Annotated in this window: 19 protein-coding genes; 9 read left to right on the top strand and 10 right to left on the bottom strand. The window is 71.4% G+C overall.

Going from position 1 to position 18219, the window contains the following annotated elements:
* Nucleotides 1-11 precede the first annotated feature (11 nt).
* From AB0C19_RS24790 to AB0C19_RS24815, 6 genes are all read left to right on the top strand, one after another.
* Nucleotides 12-2222: a bifunctional glycosyltransferase family 2 protein/CDP-glycerol:glycerophosphate glycerophosphotransferase gene (locus AB0C19_RS24790; RefSeq protein WP_357189092.1), complete on the top strand. Its 2211-nt coding sequence runs from the start codon at nucleotides 12-14 to the stop codon at nucleotides 2220-2222.
* Between the two features lie 126 nt (nucleotides 2223-2348).
* Nucleotides 2349-3647: an ABC transporter ATP-binding protein gene (locus tag AB0C19_RS24795; RefSeq protein WP_357189096.1), complete on the top strand. Its 1299-nt coding sequence runs from the start codon at nucleotides 2349-2351 to the stop codon at nucleotides 3645-3647.
* Between the two features lie 93 nt (nucleotides 3648-3740).
* On the top strand, nucleotides 3741-4739 hold the full coding sequence (locus AB0C19_RS24800; protein WP_238683792.1) for a hypothetical protein: 999 nt from the start codon (nucleotides 3741-3743) through the stop codon (nucleotides 4737-4739).
* A 61-nt stretch (nucleotides 4740-4800) separates the two neighbouring features.
* Nucleotides 4801-5265, top strand: coding sequence for a DUF4442 domain-containing protein (locus AB0C19_RS24805; protein WP_357189100.1), 465 nt, complete (start codon nucleotides 4801-4803; stop codon nucleotides 5263-5265).
* A 59-nt stretch (nucleotides 5266-5324) separates the two neighbouring features.
* Nucleotides 5325-6128 carry a beta-phosphoglucomutase family hydrolase gene (locus tag AB0C19_RS24810; RefSeq protein ID WP_357189103.1) on the top strand — a complete coding sequence of 268 codons (804 nt, stop codon included), beginning with the start codon at nucleotides 5325-5327 and terminating at the stop codon, nucleotides 6126-6128.
* Entirely contained in the window at nucleotides 6125-8497 is a 2373-nt protein-coding gene (locus AB0C19_RS24815; protein ID WP_357189106.1) for a glycoside hydrolase family 65 protein, read from the top strand. The genes AB0C19_RS24810 and AB0C19_RS24815 overlap by 4 nt, the downstream gene beginning before the upstream one ends.
* Before the next feature lie 73 nt (nucleotides 8498-8570).
* On the opposite strand, the gene AB0C19_RS24820 is transcribed toward AB0C19_RS24815, so the two are convergent.
* Entirely contained in the window at nucleotides 8571-8765 is a 195-nt protein-coding gene (locus AB0C19_RS24820; RefSeq protein ID WP_091395197.1) for a hypothetical protein, read from the bottom strand.
* Between the two features lie 193 nt (nucleotides 8766-8958).
* On the opposite strand from AB0C19_RS24820, the gene AB0C19_RS24825 reads away from it, so the two are divergent.
* Complete coding sequence (locus tag AB0C19_RS24825; protein WP_357189110.1) at nucleotides 8959-9609, top strand: dienelactone hydrolase family protein; 651 nt, start codon at nucleotides 8959-8961, stop codon at nucleotides 9607-9609.
* A gap of 3 nt (nucleotides 9610-9612) precedes the next feature.
* On the opposite strand, the gene AB0C19_RS24830 is transcribed toward AB0C19_RS24825, so the two are convergent.
* Nucleotides 9613-10713, bottom strand: a complete 1101-nt coding sequence (locus AB0C19_RS24830) for an AI-2E family transporter (protein ID WP_357189114.1) — start codon at nucleotides 10711-10713, stop codon at nucleotides 9613-9615.
* 201 nt (nucleotides 10714-10914) lie between these two features.
* Between AB0C19_RS24830 and AB0C19_RS24835 the strand changes: the two genes are divergently transcribed.
* Nucleotides 10915-11097, top strand: coding sequence for an antitoxin (locus tag AB0C19_RS24835; RefSeq protein ID WP_091395189.1), 183 nt, complete (start codon nucleotides 10915-10917; stop codon nucleotides 11095-11097).
* 70 nt (nucleotides 11098-11167) lie between these two features.
* Here the strand turns inward: AB0C19_RS24835 and AB0C19_RS24840 are convergent, their stop codons facing one another.
* Nucleotides 11168-11773, bottom strand: a complete 606-nt coding sequence (locus AB0C19_RS24840) for a hemerythrin domain-containing protein (RefSeq protein ID WP_357189117.1) — start codon at nucleotides 11771-11773, stop codon at nucleotides 11168-11170.
* A gap of 84 nt (nucleotides 11774-11857) precedes the next feature.
* Between AB0C19_RS24840 and AB0C19_RS24845 the strand changes: the two genes are divergently transcribed.
* Nucleotides 11858-13261, top strand: a complete 1404-nt coding sequence (locus AB0C19_RS24845; RefSeq protein ID WP_357189120.1) for an FUSC family protein — start codon at nucleotides 11858-11860, stop codon at nucleotides 13259-13261.
* Between the two features lie 10 nt (nucleotides 13262-13271).
* Here AB0C19_RS24845 and AB0C19_RS24850 read toward each other — a convergent pair whose 3' ends face one another.
* The 7 genes from AB0C19_RS24850 to AB0C19_RS24880 form a co-directional block, all read right to left on the bottom strand.
* The gene (locus tag AB0C19_RS24850; RefSeq protein ID WP_091395184.1) at nucleotides 13272-13916 is read right to left on the bottom strand and encodes a C39 family peptidase; all 645 of its coding nucleotides are present in this window, start codon (nucleotides 13914-13916) and stop codon (nucleotides 13272-13274) included.
* A gap of 223 nt (nucleotides 13917-14139) precedes the next feature.
* Complete coding sequence (locus AB0C19_RS24855; protein ID WP_112639689.1) at nucleotides 14140-14547, bottom strand: TIGR03618 family F420-dependent PPOX class oxidoreductase; 408 nt, start codon at nucleotides 14545-14547, stop codon at nucleotides 14140-14142.
* Between the two features lie 31 nt (nucleotides 14548-14578).
* Nucleotides 14579-14920: a YkvA family protein gene (locus AB0C19_RS24860; RefSeq protein ID WP_357189124.1), complete on the bottom strand. Its 342-nt coding sequence runs from the start codon at nucleotides 14918-14920 to the stop codon at nucleotides 14579-14581.
* 33 nt (nucleotides 14921-14953) lie between these two features.
* Complete coding sequence (locus AB0C19_RS24865) at nucleotides 14954-15772, bottom strand: hypothetical protein (protein WP_357189127.1); 819 nt, start codon at nucleotides 15770-15772, stop codon at nucleotides 14954-14956.
* A gap of 156 nt (nucleotides 15773-15928) precedes the next feature.
* Entirely contained in the window at nucleotides 15929-16249 is a 321-nt protein-coding gene (locus AB0C19_RS24870) for a hypothetical protein (protein ID WP_357189130.1), read from the bottom strand.
* Between the two features lie 244 nt (nucleotides 16250-16493).
* Nucleotides 16494-17789 carry a hypothetical protein gene (locus tag AB0C19_RS24875; RefSeq protein ID WP_357189133.1) on the bottom strand — a complete coding sequence of 432 codons (1296 nt, stop codon included), beginning with the start codon at nucleotides 17787-17789 and terminating at the stop codon, nucleotides 16494-16496.
* Nucleotides 17782-18192: a hypothetical protein gene (locus tag AB0C19_RS24880; RefSeq protein WP_357189136.1), complete on the bottom strand. Its 411-nt coding sequence runs from the start codon at nucleotides 18190-18192 to the stop codon at nucleotides 17782-17784. The genes AB0C19_RS24875 and AB0C19_RS24880 overlap by 8 nt, the downstream gene beginning before the upstream one ends.
* Between the last annotated feature and the right edge of the window lie 27 nt (nucleotides 18193-18219).

The raw sequence follows: 18219 nt of genomic DNA on the forward strand, positions 1-18219 counted from the left end.
AGGGCGGCCGGATGACTCTGATCAGCTTCGTGGTGCCGGCCTTCCGGGTGCAGGGATACCTGCGGGAGTGCCTGGACTCCATCCTCGGTCAGCCGGAGACCGACATCGAGGTGATCGCCGTCGACGACTGCTCGCCGGACGCCAGCGGCGACATCATCGACGAGTACGCGGCCCGAGACCAGCGGGTGCACTCGGTCCGGCTGTCGGAGAACGTCGGCCTCGGTCCGGCCCGGAACATCGGGCTGGACCGGGCCGTCGGCGAGTACGTGTGGTTCCTCGACGGCGACGACTGGCTGGCGCCAGAGTGCCTGACCGAGGTCGCCGAACGGTTGCGGTCCACCCGCCCGGACGTCCTGCTGGTCGACCACGTCCGCACCCACTGGAACGACACCGCCACCCGCAGCGCGATGGCCGAGGTGTTTCCGGAGTCGCCCGGCCCAGGCACCTTCCGCCTGCGGGACCGGCCGCAGGCGATGCACCTGCTGCACACCGCGTGGAACCGGCTGGTCCGTCGGGAGTTCCTCGCCGACCTGGGGCTGCGCTTCGCGCCCGGCTGGTACGAGGACGTTTCGTTCAGCTACCCGGTGCTGATGGCCGCGCACCGGATCGGCGTACTGGACCGGGTCTGCGTCAACTACCGCCAACGCCGCGCCGGCGCTATCACCCGGACCCGGGGTGACCGGCACTTCGAGGTCTTCCCGCAGTGGCACCGGGTCTTCCACCTGATGGATTCGTGGGGGCCGGCGACCGAGGCCCTGCGTCCGGCGGTCTTCGAACGGATGATCTGGCACTACCTGACAGTGCTCGGTAACGGCCAGCGGATCGCGCCGGAGTTGCGGGAGGCGTTCTTCGCGCAGATCACCGCCGACTACGAGCGTTGGCTGCCGGCCGGCGGCTATCCGGTACCGGACGGGGTCGAGGGGATCAAGCACAAGCTGGTCGCCTCCGGCCGGTGGCGCACCTTCAGCGCGTTGCGGGCCGCCAGCCGAGCCCGCGACGCCGCCCGCCGGCGGGCCCGCACCGCGCGCCGCACTGTCGGCCCGGTCGCCCGGCGCGGTGCCCGGCTGACCCGGGACGGGCTGCTGCGCGAGTACTACCGGACCGAGTTGCGGCGGCCGGTCGACCCGACGCTCGCGGTGTACGCGGCGTACTGGTACCGGGGTTACTCCTGCAACCCGGCGGCCATCTACGAGGTCGCCCGCCGGTTGGCGCCGGGGGTGCGCGGGGTGTGGGTGGTGCGCCGGGACCGGGTGGACACCGTGCCGGCCGGAGTGGAGTACGTGGTGGCCGGCACGCCGGCGTACTACCGGGTGCTCGCCCGCGCCCGATGGCTGGTCAACAACGTCAACTTTCCGGACTTCGTCCGCAAACGGCCGGAGCAGGTGCACGTGCAGACCCACCACGGCACGCCGGTCAAGGTGATGGGGCTGGATCAACAGCGTTACCCGATCGGTGCGGGCCGGATGGACTTCGCCGGGCTGCTGCGCCGGGTGGACCGCTGGGACTACAGCGTCAGCGCCAACAGCTTCTCCACCCAGATGTGGGACCGGGCGTACCCGGCCACGTACACCACGCTGGAGGTGGGGTACCCGCGCAACGACCGCCTGGTCACCGCCAGCCCGGCCGAGGTGCGCCGACTCCGCGCGGAGTTCGGCCTCGACCCCGACGAGCCTGTCGTCCTGTACGCCCCGACGCACCGCGAGCACCTGCCCGGCTACCGGCCGCCGTTCGACCCGGACCGGTTCGTCCAGGCGCTGGGTGACTCGGGCCGGTTGCTGATGCGCAGCCACTACTTCCACGACCGTGATCGACGCCTCGGCCAGCCGAGGGACTGGGAGCGGGTTCGTGACGTCAGTGGCCATCAACGGGTGGAGGATCTCTACCTGGTGGCGGATGTGCTGGTCACCGACTACTCGTCGGCCATGTTCGACTATGCCGTGTTGGACCGGCCGATAGTGCTCTACACCCCGGACTGGGAGGCGTACCGGCTGGCCCGGGGGGTCTACTTCGACGTCACCGCCGAACCGCCGGGCGCTGTAGCATCCACTTTCGACGATCTGCTCGACCTGTTTCGTACCGACGGGGTGCGCTCGGACGCGGCGACCAAGGCCCGCGAGCATTTCCGGGCCCGGTTCTGCACGTTGGACGACGGGCGGGCGGCGGAGCGGGTGGTGCGGCAGGTGTTCCTCGGGGAGCCGGGCGAGCGGTCCACGCGCTGCTGATCGCGGTTTCTGTCGTGTAATAGCAGTGTCATCGATCGAACATGAGACGTTTACCCGATGTCACAAACCCATGATCCTGGTCACAGTCTTGTGGGGTTCGGTCGACGCGCGCTGGGGGGGAAGACGGTGAGCACCGTCACGCTCAAGGATGTGACCAAGGTTTTCCGGGATGGCACGCTGGCCGTCGACAGCATCAACCTGGATGTGAACGACGGCGAGTTCATGGTGCTGCTTGGGCCGTCCGGGTGCGGCAAGTCGACTGTGCTGCGGATGATCGCCGGGTTGGAGGAGCCGACCACCGGCGCGGTAATGCTCGACGGGGAGGTGGCGAACGACCTGCCCCCACGGGACCGCAGGATCGCCATGGTCTTCCAGGACTTCGCCCTCTACCCGCACATGACAGTTGGCGACAACATCGCGTTTCCGCTGCGGCTGGCCGGGGTCGAGCCCGAGCCGCGGGGCGAACGGGTCAGCGACGTGGCGAGCGCGCTGGGCATCGGTGACGTGCTGGCCCGCAAGCCGGGTCAGCTCTCCGGCGGGCAGCGGCAGCGGGTGGCGATGGGGCGCGCGATCGTCCGCCGGCCCGGCCTGTTCCTGATGGACGAGCCGTTGTCCAACCTGGACAGCGGCCTGCGGGCCGAGTTGCGTGCGGAGATCTCCGGCCTTACCCGCGAGCTGGGCGTCACCACCGTCTACGTCACGCACGACCAGGCCGAGGCGCTCACCATGGCCGACCGGGTGGCCATCATGCGCCGCGGCGTGCTCCAGGACGTGGGCACACCGACCCAGGTCTACGGCAGGCCGGCGACGCTCTACGTGGCGGCGTTCCTGGGCAGCCCACGGATGAATCTGCTGGAGGCGTCGGTCTACGTCCATCTCGACCGGTACGTCACCCTCAACCTCGGTGACCAGTCGCTCTACCTGCCCTGGAACGACATCCGCAGTCGGGCGGTGGCGCACTACCACGGTGAGCGGATCGTGGTCGGCATGCGAGCCGAGGCGCTCACTCCGGTCGCACCGGACAGCCCCGGCGACGTGCTGCGTGGGCGCATCCGCTACCTGGAGCACCACGGGCACGAGTCGTTGGCGTTCCTCGACATCGGCGCGACAGCGATCGTGGTCGACGAGATGGGTGCCCCGCTCGAACCGCCGCCGGTCGGCCAGCGCGGCCTGCGCCGCTTCGGCTCGGTGATGCAGCGGCTCACCGGCAAGCCGGTGGAGGCGCAGGAGGCCCAGGCCAGTGGCGTCCAGACCAGCGTGCTTCCCGATCCGGGCCGGCACCACCGCCGCCCGGCGGAGTTGGCGGTGCGGCTGGCGCCGTACCCGGCGGTCAGCGCCGGTCACCCGCTCGCCGTCTCGGTACGGATGGACGCGCTGCACTTCTTCGACGAGCGCGGTGACCGGATCGACGTGGGTTGGCGCTGACGACGTACCCGGACGGGGTGGCGGGCCCGCCACCCCGTGCCCTACCGTCTGCCCACCAGTCCACTGTGAAAGACCACCGAGAGGGGTGCACCCGTGTCGGGTGACCGTCCCAGCCCGCTCGTCATCGAGCGCATCCTGCGGGATCGCGAGAGCATCTGGCAGCAGATCGTGGCCGAGCGTGACCTCAACGCCCTCACCGGGCGGATGCTGACCAGCTCCGCCATCGCGTTGGCCTGCTACGGGGCGGTGCTGGGCTTCTTCCACAGCCCGCTGATGGCGCTGACCTCGGCGCTGAAGCTGCCGCTGCTGTTCCTGGTCACCCTGGTCATCTGCCTGCCCACGCTCTACCTCTTCAACCTGGTCTTCGGCGCCCGGCTCTCGGTGCGGCAGTCGTTGGCGCTGGTGATGGTGGCGATCACTGTCACCTCGATGCTCGCGGTGGCGTTCGCGCCGATCAGCCTCTTCTTCCTGATCACGGCCAACGACTACGGTTTCTTCAAGCTGCTCAACGTATCGATCCTGACCCTGTCGGCGCTGGTCGGGTTACGCTTCCTGACCAGCGGGATGCAGGTGCTCAACGACAACGGGCTGCTCGCGCCCGAGGCCGCCAAGGTCACTGTCGACGAGCGGGCCAGCGCCCCGGCGCCGGTCCAGGCCGTGCCCGCCGCGGTGCCCGCCGGGCCGTCTCCGGCCGCCGGTCAGAGCGCCGAGCCGGTCGCCGTGCCGGCCGGGGCCGCAGTGGCCGAGTCGACAGCGAACGGTGCCGTGACCACCGCGACGGCTCCGGCCCAGGTTCCGACGCAGTGGGCCGGTCAGCCGGCGGGTGCCTCGTTCCCGCCCGGCATGCTGCCGCCCGGCTACGTGGCGCAACGCCCGTGGGACGGCCGTACGGCCCGACGCGGTGAGCCGACGCAGCGGCCGGCCAGCATGACCCTGCTCTACATCTGGATCCTGCTCTTCGGTTTTGTCGGCACCCAGCTGGCGTGGACGTTGCGCCCGTTCTTTGGCGACCCGGGGCAGGATTTCTCCTTCTTCCGCAGCATCGACGGCAACTTCTACGCGGAGATCCTGCGCATCATCGGCAACCTCTGACCGTGCCCTGACGGCGAAGTCGCTGGTTGCCGGCCTGGTTACCGGTTAGTAACGTCAGGCCATGACTATCGACTCCCGCCAGGTGGCGGCCGGCATGCTGGAAGCGGTGCCGTTCGCTCGTACGCTCGGTATCGAGTTCGTCGAGGTGGCGCCCGAGGCGGAGGGCGGCGTGCGGGCAGTCGTCCGGCTGCCCGACTCGCCGGCCACCCACAACCACATCGGGGGCCCGCACGCCGGCGCCATGTTCACCCTCGGCGAGACGGCCTCCGGCGCGGTCGTGCTGGCCGCCTTCGGGCAGCTGCTCGACCGGGCCGTGCCGTTGGCCGTCCGGGCCGAGATCGCCTACCGGAAACTCGCCATGGGCCCGGTGCTGGCCACCGCGCGACTCGGCCGGCCGGCGGTCGAGGTGACCGAGGAACTGGCCGCCGGTCGGCGCCCGGAATTCCCCGTCGCTGTTCAGATCGCCACCGAGGACGGCAAGCCGACCTCGGAGATGACAGTGATCTGGACGCTGCGACCGAACTGAAATGCCTCAGGGCGGCCGAAACGGGTTTGCGGGCCCAGCAGGGTGGATAGATTCGAACCGTGCTGGGCCTACCTGCTCACGTGACCGCCTGTCTCTTCGATCTGGACGGTGTGCTGACGCAGACCGCCCGCGTACACAACGCCGCCTGGACGCAGACGTTCGACGAGTTTCTCCGCCAGCGCGCCACGGTCTCCGGCGAACCGTTCCAACCGTTCGATCCGGGCCCGGACTACAACCGCTATGTCGACGGTCGCCCCCGGGCCGACGGCGTCCGGTCGTTCCTCGCCTCCCGCGGGATCGTGCTGCCCGAGGGCGGCCCGGACGACCCGCCGGAGGCGGAGACCGTCAACGGCCTGGGCAACCGCAAGAACGTCCTGCTGCTGCAACGTCTACGGACCGCCGGCGTCGAGGTCTACCCGGGCTCGGTGCGGTATCTGAAGGCGGCGGCCGCCGCCGGGCTCCGCCGAGCCGTGGTCACCGCCAGCGCGAACGGAGGTGAGGTGGTCGCCTCCGCCGGGTTCGAGCCGCTGCTGGAGGCCCGGGTGGACGGGCTGGTCGCCCGCGCGCAGGGGCTGCGCGGCAAACCACACCCCGACACGTTCCTCGCCGGGGCCAGGGTGCTCGGCGTCGACCCGACGCAGGCCGCCGTCTTCGAGGACGCGCTCTCCGGGGTGGCCGCCGGCCGCGCCGGTGGCTTCGGCTACGTGGTCGGCGTCGACCGGGTCGGGCAGGCCGACGAGTTGCTCGCCCACGGCGCCGACATCGTGGTGACGGACCTCGCCGACCTCATCGACAGCGCCGATCCACCGGCACCGCACCGCACCGCGACCGACCCGCTCGCCGCCGAACGAGGCTCCGGATGATTCGGGAGCGCGCCTATCCGGTCGAGCCGTGGCACGTCCGGGAGACCCGGCTGGACATGGACGTGCTGGCCCAGTCGGAGTCGGTCTTCGCGCTCTCCAACGGGCACGTCGGCCTGCGGGGCAACCTCGACGAGGGCGAACCGCACGGCCTGCCCGGCACCTACCTCAACTCGTTCTACGAACTGCGTCCGTTGCCGTACGCGGAGGCGGGCTACGGCTTCCCCGAGTCCGGGCAGACCATCGTCAACGTCACGAACGGCAAACTGATCCGGCTGCTGGTCGACGACGAACCCCTCGACGTGCGTTACGGCGAGCTGATCGCCCACGAGCGGATCCTCGACCTGCGGGCCGGCACGCTGCACCGGGAGCTGCACTGGCGCTCGCCCGCCGGCCGGGAGGTCAAGGTCCGCAGCACCCGTCTCGTCTCGTTCACCCAACGGTCCGTGGCCGCCATCAGCTACGAGGTGGAAGCCGTCGGCGGCCCGCTGCGGCTGATCGTGCAGTCCGAGTTGGTGGCGAACGAGTCGCTGCCCGCGCAGAGCAAGGACCCGCGGGTCGCGGCGGTGCTGGAGTCGCCGCTCCAGGCCGAGGAGGAGCTGACCACCCCCGACGGCGGCCAGCTGATCCACCGCACCAAGGTCTCCGGTCTGCGGGTCGCCGCCGCCATGGAGCACGAGGTGCACGGCCCGGACCACACCACCATCGAATCCGAGGGCTACCAGGACTGGGTGCGCACCACGATCGCCTGCGTGCTCCAACCCGGCGAGAAGCTGCGGGTGATCAAGTATCTGACGTACAGCTGGTCGAGTCGCCGCTCCCTGCCGGCGCTGCGCGACCAGGTCGGCGCGGCACTCGCCGGTGCCCGCCTCGACGGATGGGACGGGCTGCACCGGGAGCAGCGCAACTACCTCGACGCGTTCTGGGACGCCTCCGACGTGCTGGTCGAGGGCGACCCGGAGGTGCAGCAGGCGGTCCGGTTCGGGCTCTTCCACGTGTTGCAGGCCGGCGCGCGGGCCGAGCAGCGGCCGATCTCGGCGAAGGGGCTGACCGGCCCCGGTTACGACGGTCACGCCTTCTGGGACACCGAGATGTTCGTCCTGCCGGTGCTCACGTACACCCAGCCGAGCGCGGTACGCAGCGCGTTGCAGTGGCGACACAGCACGCTGGATTCGGCGCGGGAACGCGCCGAGACGCTCAACCTCCGGGGCGCGGCATTCCCGTGGCGCACGATCGGCGGCCCGGAGTCATCCGGGTACTGGCCGGCCGGAACGGCAGCCTTCCACATCGCCGCCGACATCGCCGACGCCGTGCGCCGCTACGTGATGGTCACCGGGGACACCCAGGTGGAACGGGAGATCGGGCTGGAGCTGCTGGTGGAGACCGCCCGACTGTGGCGCTCGATCGGCCACCACGACCGGCACGGGCAGTTCCACATCGACGGTGTCACAGGCCCGGACGAGTACACCGCAGTGAAGAACGACAACGTCTACACCAACCTGATGGCGCAGCGGAACCTGCTCGCGGCCGCCGACGTGGTCATGCGCTACCGGGACGAGGCGTTCCACCTCGACGTCACCGACGAGGAGGCCGCGAGCTGGCGGGACGCCGCCACTTCCATGCACATCCCGTACGACGAGGAGCTCGAGGTCCACCAGCAGGTCGAGGGTTTCACCCGCCTCCAGGAATGGGACTTCACGCACACACCGGCGGAGAAGTACCCGTTGCTGCTGCACTACCCGTACTTCGAGCTGTACCGCAAGCAGGTGGTGAAGCAGGCCGACCTGGTCCTCGCCATGCACTGGCGGGGGGACGCCTTCACCCCCGAGGAGAAGGTGCGCAACTTCCTCTACTACGAGCGCCGCACCGTACGCGATTCGTCGTTGTCGGCCTGCACCCAGTCGGTGCTCGCCGCCGAGGTGGGCCACCCCGAACTCGCGCACACCTACCTGCGTGAGGCCGCGCTGATGGACCTGCACGACCTCAACGAGAACACCCGCGACGGCGTACACATGGCGTCGTTGGCCGGCGCGTGGCTCGCCCTGGTCAGCGGGTTCGGCGGTCTACGGGACCACGACGGCGAGCTGTCCTTCGCCCCCCGGCTCTCCAGCCGACTCAGCCGGTTGGAGTTCTCACTCCAGTGGCGGGGGTTGGCGCTGCGGGTGGATGTCCGACCGCACCAGACGACGTACTCGCTGCGCCACGGCGGCCCGGACGACGTGGTGGAGCTTCGCCACCATGACCAGATGCTGCGGGTGACCTGCGACGAGCCGGTGACGGTACCGGTGCCGCCGGCCGAGCCGTCCGGTCCGCCGCCCGAGCAGCCACCGGGCCGGTCTCCGCTGCTGCGGTTGCCCGAACGCGAACAGTGACGGGCGGGGCGGGAGTCTCCCCGCCCCGCCCGCCCGCGCTGTGGGTCATGACCGGCTCGCCGGCCCAGGTGGCTCAGACCGGCTCGCCGGTCGACGGACGTCCGATCGCGTCCCGGGGCGCCGCCGCCTTCGGGTCGTCGGGCAGCCGGGCCGAAGCGGCCTGGTCTCCGAAATCCTGGTCCCCGACGTCCTGATTGCGCTCGGCGTCCTGTTCACGCTGGGTTCGCTCGGTCAGCTGCTGCTGCCGGGAAATCTGCTGCTTGGCCATGGCGATCCTCGCGATCCGTCGGGGCGCGGCTGCGCCGACACGGTCTGCGGTCGCTCGTCGCGTACCCGACGCCCCAGCGGGCAAACGCGGCCCGGCGGCGTCCCCACGGCCCGCGGTGACGCGGTCGCGGCGTGCGTGCCCGGCGGCGGGCGGGGTACCCGGCGGACCACCGGCGAGCACGCGGAGGTGGGGCATGGACGAGCAGCGCAGCGTGACCATTCCGATCGGGGACGCTCACGTCCCCGCCGACCTGACGCTGCCCGCCCAGCCGGTCGGCGTGGTGCTGTTCGCGCACGGCAGCGGCAGTTCCCGGCACAGCCCGCGCAACGTGGCGGTGGCCCGGACGCTGAATGGCCGTGGGCTCGGCACGGTGCTGGCGGACCTGCTCACCCCCGCCGAGGACGAGGTGGACGCCCGAACGGCCGAACTGCGCTTCGACATCGGGCTGCTGGCCAGCCGGCTGGCCGGGATCGTCGACTGGCTGGCGGTGGAGCGTCCTGCCGGCGATGTGCCGATCGGTCTGTTCGGGGCCAGCACTGGTGCTGCCGCTGCCCTTGTCGCGGCGTCGTCCCGCGCCGATCGGGTGGCCGCCGTGGTCAGCCGCGGTGGTCGGCCGGACCTGGCCGGGAACGCGCTGGCCCAGGTGCGTACCCCCACGTTGCTCCTGGTCGGCGGGCTGGACGAAGAGGTGATCACGCTCAACGAGCGGGCGCTGGCCGAGTTGGGGCAGGTCGGCGAGCTACGGGTGATCCCCGGCGCCACCCATCTCTTCGAGGAGCCCGGCACCCTTGAGCAGGTCGCCGATCAGGCTGGCACCTGGTTCACCACGCACCTCGGTCGGTAATGCTCAGTCTGCGGGCAGGAGAGCCGAGGCCGAGCGGCGCTGTTGCACGGTGTCGATGACGCGCCAGAGGACGGCGGTGATCGGGACGCTGACGAAGGCGCCAGCGATGCCCGCGATCAGCGTGCCCGCGGTGACCGCCACCAGGATCACCGCCGGATGCAGTCGGACCTGCCGCTTCATGACCAGCGGCTCCAGCAGGTTGCCCTCGATCTGCTGTACGGCGATCACCGCCGCGAGGGTGAGCAGCGCTGTGGTGGGACCGTTCGCGGCCAGCGCCACCAGCACCGCCACCGCACCGGCCACAGTGGCCCCGATGATCGGCACGAACCCGCCGAGGAACGTGATCAACGCCAGCGGCAGGGCGAGTGGCACCCGCAGCACCACGAGAGCCAGCCCGATGCCCAGCGCGTCGATCGCCGCGATGAACATGGTGCCCCGGCTGTACGCGCCCAACGTCTGCCAGCCGTTGCGGCCGGCCTCGGCCAGCACGGGTTGGTTCGGGCCGGACACCCGGGACAGCACCCAGTGCCACATCGACCGGCCGTCCTTGAGCAGGAAGAAGAGCAGCACCAGAGCCAGCAGTGCGGAGCCGAACACCTCGGTGGCGGTCCGGGCACCGGCCACCGGGTCCGGAGAGCTGCCACTGAGCCCTTCCCGGGCCTGGTCGACCAGCCGGTCCAGCTGTGCCTCGCTGACCGGCAGGGTGGACGTCACGAAGTCGCGGCTGCGTTCGACCCCCTGCGTCAACTCCTGGCTGAGCTGATCGAACTGGCTGGCGGTCAGGTTCCACACCAGGGCGCCGACGCCGACCAGGATGCCGAGCAGCAGCAGTACGGTGCAGAGCGCGGCCAGCGCCGCCGGCAGGCGCAACCGGCGCAGTAGCAGCAGGACCGGGTCGAGCAGCGCGGTGAGGAAGATGGTGGCGGCCAGCGCGATGGCCAGCGGCGCCAACAGGACGGCGATCTGGCCGAGCAGGTAGAGCCCCGCGGCGATCACCACAAGGCAGGCGCTCCACAACACCGCCGTCCGGACCAGCCACGGCAGCGCCGCCCAGGTCTGGCGCGGCCCGGGGCCGCCTGTCGGTGCGGGTTCCTCTGCGGCCATGTCGGTCCTCCTCGATGTCGACGAGGTCGGTACCCGGTCGGCGGTTCCCCGACACCAGTATCGCTGGCCGTCGCCCGGGCGGATCGTACGTCGGTCGGAGTGACGTGGGCGGGTGTTCGCGAATCACGTCCGAAGCGGCGGCGTTTGCGTGGTCCGGCCGAGGGAACGCGAAGGGGACGGACCGGACTGAGGAGGAACGCCGTGGGTGACTTCATGGACAAGGCCAAGGACTTCGCGGACAAGCACGACAAGCAGGTCGACCAGGGTGCGGAGAAGGCCGGCGACATGGCCGACAAGCGCACCGGCGGCAAGTACGGCGATCAGATCGACAAGGGCGTGGACCAGGCCCAGGCGCGCACCGGTGAGGGCGACCAGGTCCGCTGACCCGGCGCGTTCCTCCCGGGCCGCCGAGCCGTCGGCGACCCGGGAGTGCCGGGCCCGGATGATGCGCGGGTCAGCGCTGTTGCTTGTCGCGTAGCTCGTCCATCGAGGTCGGCCGGCCGCTCAACGCGTCGCGCAACCGGTCGACCAGACCGATGCCGGGGGCGAGTAGTTTGTTCGCCGGTGGGTGCTCCGGGCTCCCCGGATGTGGCCGGGTCGGCCCGATCTCCTTGATCGTCGTCACCCGGGCAGCGATCTCGACCAGTTCCTCCCGGGCCGTCGCCGCGCGCAGCCGGGGAAAGAGCTCCTTCTCCTCTTCCGCCACGTGGTGTCGGACGGTGCTGGTCAGGTGGGCGAGCAGCTCGTCGAAGCGGGGGTCGGACGGGTCGGCTGACTCCAACTCCTTCATGGTCCGCTCGGCGTCGGCGTGCTCTGCGATCTCCCGGTCGGCGATCTCGTTGCCGTCGGGCAGCACCTTTCGGACGATCGGATACACGTACGCCTCCTCGGCCACCGAGTGGCGGACGAGTTCGGCGATCACCACGTCGGCGAGGCGTCGGCGGTGCTCGGGGGTGCCCTGCCGGGTCGCCAACTCGACGAGGACTGCCTCGATCTCACGATGATCGGACACCAGGATGTCGACGACGTCGTGGTCGTCGGTGGTCGGTGGATTGGTCATGTCACGGCCCCTTACCGGTTGCGGATCGGTGGGAGGTGTGTGGCTCTGGTACCCGCACGGGGCTGCACAAACCTACGGTTGACGATGCGTCCGACGAGGTCGGTGGTGCTGGCGGTGGCGGTGGTGCCCGGCCGTCACGATTGCCCTGCCGCCGCCGGGGTAACCGCCGCCATGGCCGACGACCGCCCAACCGCCGACCGCGATCAGTCGCGGTTCGATGAGACCGCCGAGCGGACGGTCCGGCGGGTACGGCACCGTGGTGGGCAGGCCGGCCGGATCCGGGCCCGGCAGTGGGAGGTCACCCTGGTGATCTCCATCCAGGCCGGGCTGGCCGCGGCCATCGCCGCCCTGCTCGCCAAGAATCTGCTCGGCCCCGGATCACACGTGTTCGCTCCCGCCGCCGCCGTCGGTACGATCGCCACCGCCATCGGGCAGCGGGCCCGCCGGACCTTCGAGCTGTTGGGCGGCGTTGCCCTCGGCATCGTCATCGGGGACACGCTGCGATTCCTGCTCGGCTCGGGTCCGTGGCAGACCGGCGTGGTGGTGGCGCTGGCCATCGCCGCCGCACTGCTGGTGGCGGGAAAGGGTGGTCCGCTGGTCGGTCAGGCCGGCGGTACCGCAGTGCTGATCGCCACGCTGGCACCGATGGAGCGTGGCCTGGAGGTGCCCCGGATCTTCGACGCTCTCGTCGGTGGGGCAGTCGGCTTGGTCGTGGTCGCGCTCCTGTTGCCGATCAACCCGATGCGGGTGCTGGACCGCGCCGCGGCACCGATCTTCACGATCCTCTGCGAGCAACTCGCCGAGCTGGCGCGGGCGCTGCGCGAGCGCGACGGCGCCGGGACCTTGGGCGTCCTGGAGCGGCTCCGCGGCACCGACGACGACCTTGGCCGGTTGCACGACGCGCTCAGCGGCGCCGAGGAGGTGGTGACGATCGCCCCGGTGCGCTGGCATCGTCGGCAGCAGTACCACAGCTACGCCCGCAGCGCGGGTCACCTGGAGCGGCTGCTGCTGGACACCCGCGCCATGGCCCGCTGGTCGACCACCGCACTGCAGTACGACGAGCCGATTCCGCCGGAGCTGCCGGATTCGATGGGCCGGTTGGGTCAGGCGGTGGCAGAGATGCGGGTGGAGTGCAAGGTCGGTGACGACCCCCGACGTACCCGCCGGTTGGTCGAGGAGTGCGCAGAACTGGCCGGGCGGGCCTCCGCGAGCGGGGTCAAATCCTTCGGGGAATCCCTTGTCACCGGACTGCGTACCGCGGCCAGCGACCTGCTCCGTGCCGCCGGTAACGAACCCGAGGACGCCAACCGGATCGTGCGCCGCGCGGCCGGAGCCGGCGAGGCGGAGATCCACCCGCCGGTCCGCCGACAACTGCACCGGGCCCGACCGACGCGAGCCGCCCGAGCCCGTCGACGCGCGCACCTCGCCGCCCGGGCCCGTAACGACGGACGGGTCGGCCTCCCCGCACGGGAGAGGCCGGCCCGGTGAACCGTCATGCTCAGGAGGAGTAGCCGCGCTCGGCGATCCAGTTGGCGACCTTCGGCAGGCTCATCCAGTACTCGCCCAACGCCGGGTCGGCCGGGTCGGCGACCCGGATCGTGTCACCACCGTCGCGGTAGCCGACGAGGGTCAGGTAGTGGCCACCCTCGTACGAGTGCGGGTTGCCGTCGGTGTCCACCGTCGTGCCCTTGATGTTGGCCACCACCGGGCGGCCGGCGTCCACCGCCGCCAGCACGTCACGGCGCAGCTGCTCGACCTGGTCGGGGCGGGCCACCGAATCACGGATCTCCGTGGTCCGGTACTTGCCGCCGGTCAGCTCGTTCAGCACCCGAGTGGTGTCCAGGGCCGAGGGGGTACCCGCCTCGGTGGTGCCGAGCAGCCGGGCCACCTCGTCCTGGGACAGCGCCTTGCCCTGAGCGGACAACGCGATCCGGGTCGCGGCCGGGCCGCAGTAGTAGAAGTTCGGCTGGGCCTGGTAGTCGACGCCGAGGATCCGCTCGGCGTGCCTGTCGTTCTGGCTCGACGAGGCCGGGGCGGCCTGAGCCGGGGCGGCCTGCGCGGCCACCGCAGGGCCGAGGGCGCAGCCGCCGGCGACCAGCAGGCCGACGACGGACAGACCGCTCTTCTGGACGATCGGGTTCATTGTCGAGTCTCCGTTCGGGGGTTGGCGCCTCCGGCCAGCGGAGGGCGGCAGCACCGGGAATGGCGCTCGGCGCAACACGTGGGCCGACCATCGGTGGTCTCGGCCCTGGGCGTACCGAGGGCGTAACCACTCTGCTCCACGGAGAATTCCGCCGGCAGCGGGCACCGGGGTAGTGCGGCATCCCTGCCCGACCCGAACCGGTCAGCGGGGACACACGGTCAGCTCAGAGGCTGCCCAACAGCCTTGTCACGGTGATCTCGATGACCACCCGCTCCGGATTCGGACGTGGTGTCCGATACCGCTCGGCGTACCGCCGCTCCGCCTCCGCCACGGCGGCCGGATCCGACCGCAGCACCGCGCGACCCTCGATTGTCAACCAGCGGCGGCCATCCACGTGACACACCGCCACCGCTGCGCCCGCCGCGCCGGCAGCCGCCACCTGACGGGCCTTTCGGGAGGCGCCGGAGGTGATGACCCGGGCCAGGCCGGCCGCCGGGTCGAGAGTCACCCCGACCGGTACGACGTGCGGGGTGCCGTCCGCCCGGAGGGTGGTCAGCGTCGCCAGGTGTCGTTCGGCGCAGAAGGCGACAACCCGCTCATCGTGCACGTCCAACCGATGATCGCCCGTCATGCCCGTCCCCTGTCCGCCGAACCGACCCCGATCATGGCACGCGGCGGCGCACCTGGCCCTGATCAGTCGGGGCGTCCGGCTGACCGGGTAGTTGGCGACCCGCCGCCCGACGTTTGTGCACCAGCCGGGTCAGGTAGATCAGGGCGGCGGCCAGGACACCCATGTCATCCAGGTAGATCGGGTCCGGCAGCACGTCGACCGGGAAGATCGTGTAGATCAGCGCCCCGTAGAAGGCGACCTTGCCGCCCGCGCCGAGCCCGGTCAGCATCCGCCGGGTACGCACCACCCGCACCGCCAGCACCACGGCACCGACCAGTGTGGCGAGCGCCAGGATGCTGGCGATCACCACGAGGACCCACGCCTGTCGGGACATGCCGTCACGCTAGCCCACCCGAGCCCGCGCGGCTCAGAACGCGGGCACCGTCGCACGACCGCGTGCTGTCACCTTGTTCTCCCGGGTCTGCTCGACGTTCTCCCGAGGCTGCGCGCCCACCGGTCGGGCAACCTCGCTCAGCGGCAGCACCGACGCCGACTCGGCGACCCGTCGGCCGGTCGCGGCGTGCGCCTCCTCGCGCAGACTGCGCGCCGCGGCCACCGCCAACTCCGCCGCCCGCCACGCGGTCTGTTCCCGCTCGCGGGCTGCGGCGTGCCGGGCCGCCAGATTGTCCCGGATCGCCCGCTGGAGCACCAGCTCCTGCTCGACCGGGTGCAGTCGCGGGTCCCAGCCGTCGCGGTGCGCGAAGACGTCGCTGAGCTGCTCCACCGACAGCTCCCGCCGCCAGTACGCATCCAGTGCCGCCCGGTGCAGGTAGCGCTCGCGGTCGGCGTACTCGGCGGGGGTCCGTGCGGTGTGCGGCAGCGGCATCGCCGCCGCCGCGTCGAGCCGCCGTACGCCGGCCTCGGCCGCCTCGTAGGTCAGCCAGGCCGCCTCGACCGCCTCCTGCGCGGCCACCCACTCCGCCCGGCGGCGCCGCACGGTGGTGGTCGCCCGCTCCGCCGCCACCGCGACCTCCTGCGCGTAGCGGCTCTGCTCCCGCTCCTCCTGGGCCTGCTCAAGTTGGCTCGGCATGGCGGCGCGGCGGATCCGGGAGCCCGGGTCGAAGCGGAGCCGGCCGGGCCGCAGCAGGAGAGCGGAGACAGCGACGGCCACCACCCCGAGCAGGCTCAGCCAGATGACGGCGGCCCGGGAGAGGTCTGGCAGGACGGCGGAGAGGATGGTTTGCATGATCAGCACCTCGCGGTCGAAGGCGGGTATCGACGGGCGGCAGAAAGCCCGGTAGCACCGGTCGGCTCGGTGGCGGGATGGTCCCGTCGACGGCAACCTCAGGCGCCGTGCGGGAGGATCAGCCGGGATCGGGCCCCGGGGATGGCCGGGCCTGGCTCAGCGGGCGGGCGGGCCGCGTCGTGCAGGAGAGCCACGGCCGGGATCGATGGCCGGGACGTGCACCGGGCCCGCCGCGACCGGACCGGTCGCCGTGGCGGTATCGAGCGTGCCAGCCGGCGGGGCCTCAGCGGGCTGGGCGGCCCGCTGACTGGCCGGGCCGGCGTCGGGGCGGACACTCGCCACCTGGCTGCTCACGGCACTGGGCCGCAGCTGCGTGGGGGCGGGCGGTGGGGTCGCGGCGAGAGCGGCACCGAGGCCGACCGCGAGCACCAGCGCGGTGACCGCCAGGCGGGTCAGTTCCCGCAGTGACCGCAGCACAGCCCACCTGGCTGGGCGGACAGACGCTGCGGACGACACCCGACCAACCTATCGCCCGTCCTGGCCTACCGCAGCACGGCGATGGACGGCGCAGGCGTGACCACCACCACCATGCGCACTGTGGACGCCGTCGGTCGGGACCGGGAACGGCAGTGCCCCCGACCGGATCGGGTCCGATCGGGGGCACCGTGCATCGTCGGGGCGGCACCGCCGGTGGTGCGTGCGTGCCGGCGGCAGGCCGTAATCAGTCGCCGGTGCCGAGCACCGGAGGCGCGGCCTTGTCGTCGCCCTGCCACACCATCTCGTCCTCGGTCAACCAGGTCAGCCGCTCGTCGGAGTCGTCGTCCTGCGCTCGACCCTGCCCGCCGAGAACACCGGGTCGGCCGCTGCCGGACCCCGGTCGGGCGTTGCCGCCGGCCATGGCCGGGCGTCCGCCGCTCCCACCGCGCTGGCCGTCGATGCTGCGCCCGACCCCGTTGGCGGCGCGGGTCTCCGTCGCGGCCGCACCACCGCCGGTCGGTCGAGTCGAGGTGGGGGGCGCGTTGCCCGAGCCCGCGAGCGCGCCGCTGCGCAACACCCCGCCGGCCGGTGAACCGCCCTGTGCTCCGTAGAGCAGGCCGGGACCGGTGCTCGCCGCAGTGGGCGCGCCGGCCGGCCCGGACAGCCCGACCAGCCCGGCGGCACCACCACCGAGCAGCGCGCCGCCGACGAGTGGGTCGGCTCCGGCGAGGGAGGTGCCGCGGTCAGCAAGGTCGCCGCCAGCGCCGATCGGCGTGGCGCCGACAGCCGGGCTGCCACCGGTGCCCGAGCCGACCTCGCCCGTGGTCGAACCGTCGCCCGGCAGTTGGGTAACGCGGTCGGGCGACGAGATGGTCGCGTCGCCGGTGCGCGCGGTGTCCGCGCCGGTGTTGGGACCGCCGGAGACCCTGGCGATGGCCGAGACACTCTGTGGCGTCGTCGGATCCTTGCGGGCGGTGGTCGGAGTGTCCGGGTCCGGCGGGGGCGGCTCGACCACCCGGTCGTAGGCGGAGAGTTCGTAACTGTTGGCCAGGCCGGCCACCAGGTTCACCATCCGCTGGTGGGCCTTCTCCTGCTCGGCCTTGTCCTGCTGGTGACCCGCGATGCCGCCGACGATCAGACCGGTCAGACCGAAGGCGGCGCCACCCTTGATCGCACCACCGATCGCCTTGTCGTTGTCGTCGGTCTCCTCAGGGCTCTCGGCCTGCTTGTGGGCGACGCGCAGATGGTCGGCCATCATGGTCAACCCCTGCTTGATGCCGGCCATCCCTTCACCCAACGCGTCGGTGTGGGCGACGATGAAGCTGAGTCGCCGGTGGAACTCCCGACCCGCCGAACCCGTCCACGTGTTGCTGAGCTTGTCGAGGTCGCCGCTCAGCTCCCGGCCGAGGCCGTCGAGGATGCCCTTGAGCTCGGCCCACTGGGTGGCCACGCCCTCGATCTGCTCCGGCTTGCCCGCCATCAGGCCGTCGTACAGCTGCTGGTGGCTGTTGCCCTGGTAGCGCTGGGTGTATTCAGACACGCCCGTCCTCCTTCGGCTGCAACACGCGGTCGACAGGGGTCAGCGCGGCGGTGACGTCGTCGGCGTTGGCCGCGTTACGGGCCTCGGCGGTGCGGTAGTTGCTCAGGATCGTGCTGGTCGCCTGCTGCGCCGCCAGCACCGCCTGCCGGATTCGTTCGGCCTGCTCGACATAGGACTGGTGGACCTCGCTGTAGCGACGCGCCTTGTCGGTGGCGTCGAAGAACGAGCCCAGCGCCGGAGGACGGCACTGCATCTCGGTGTTGAGCTTGCGCAGCACCGACTCGGCCTGGCTCAACCGCGACGCCAGGTGCTCGTGGAAGTCCTCAAGGGACAACAGGTCGACTTCCGTACGCCCGGCCATGGCAACATCCCCGTCGTTCTGGTTGACAACCGTCAGCGACATCCAGGTTAGTCCACCAGTGCGACTCCG

Source organism: Micromonospora sp. NPDC048842, from assembly GCF_040649935.1.
GTDB lineage: Bacteria > Actinomycetota > Actinomycetes > Mycobacteriales > Micromonosporaceae > Micromonospora > Micromonospora hortensis.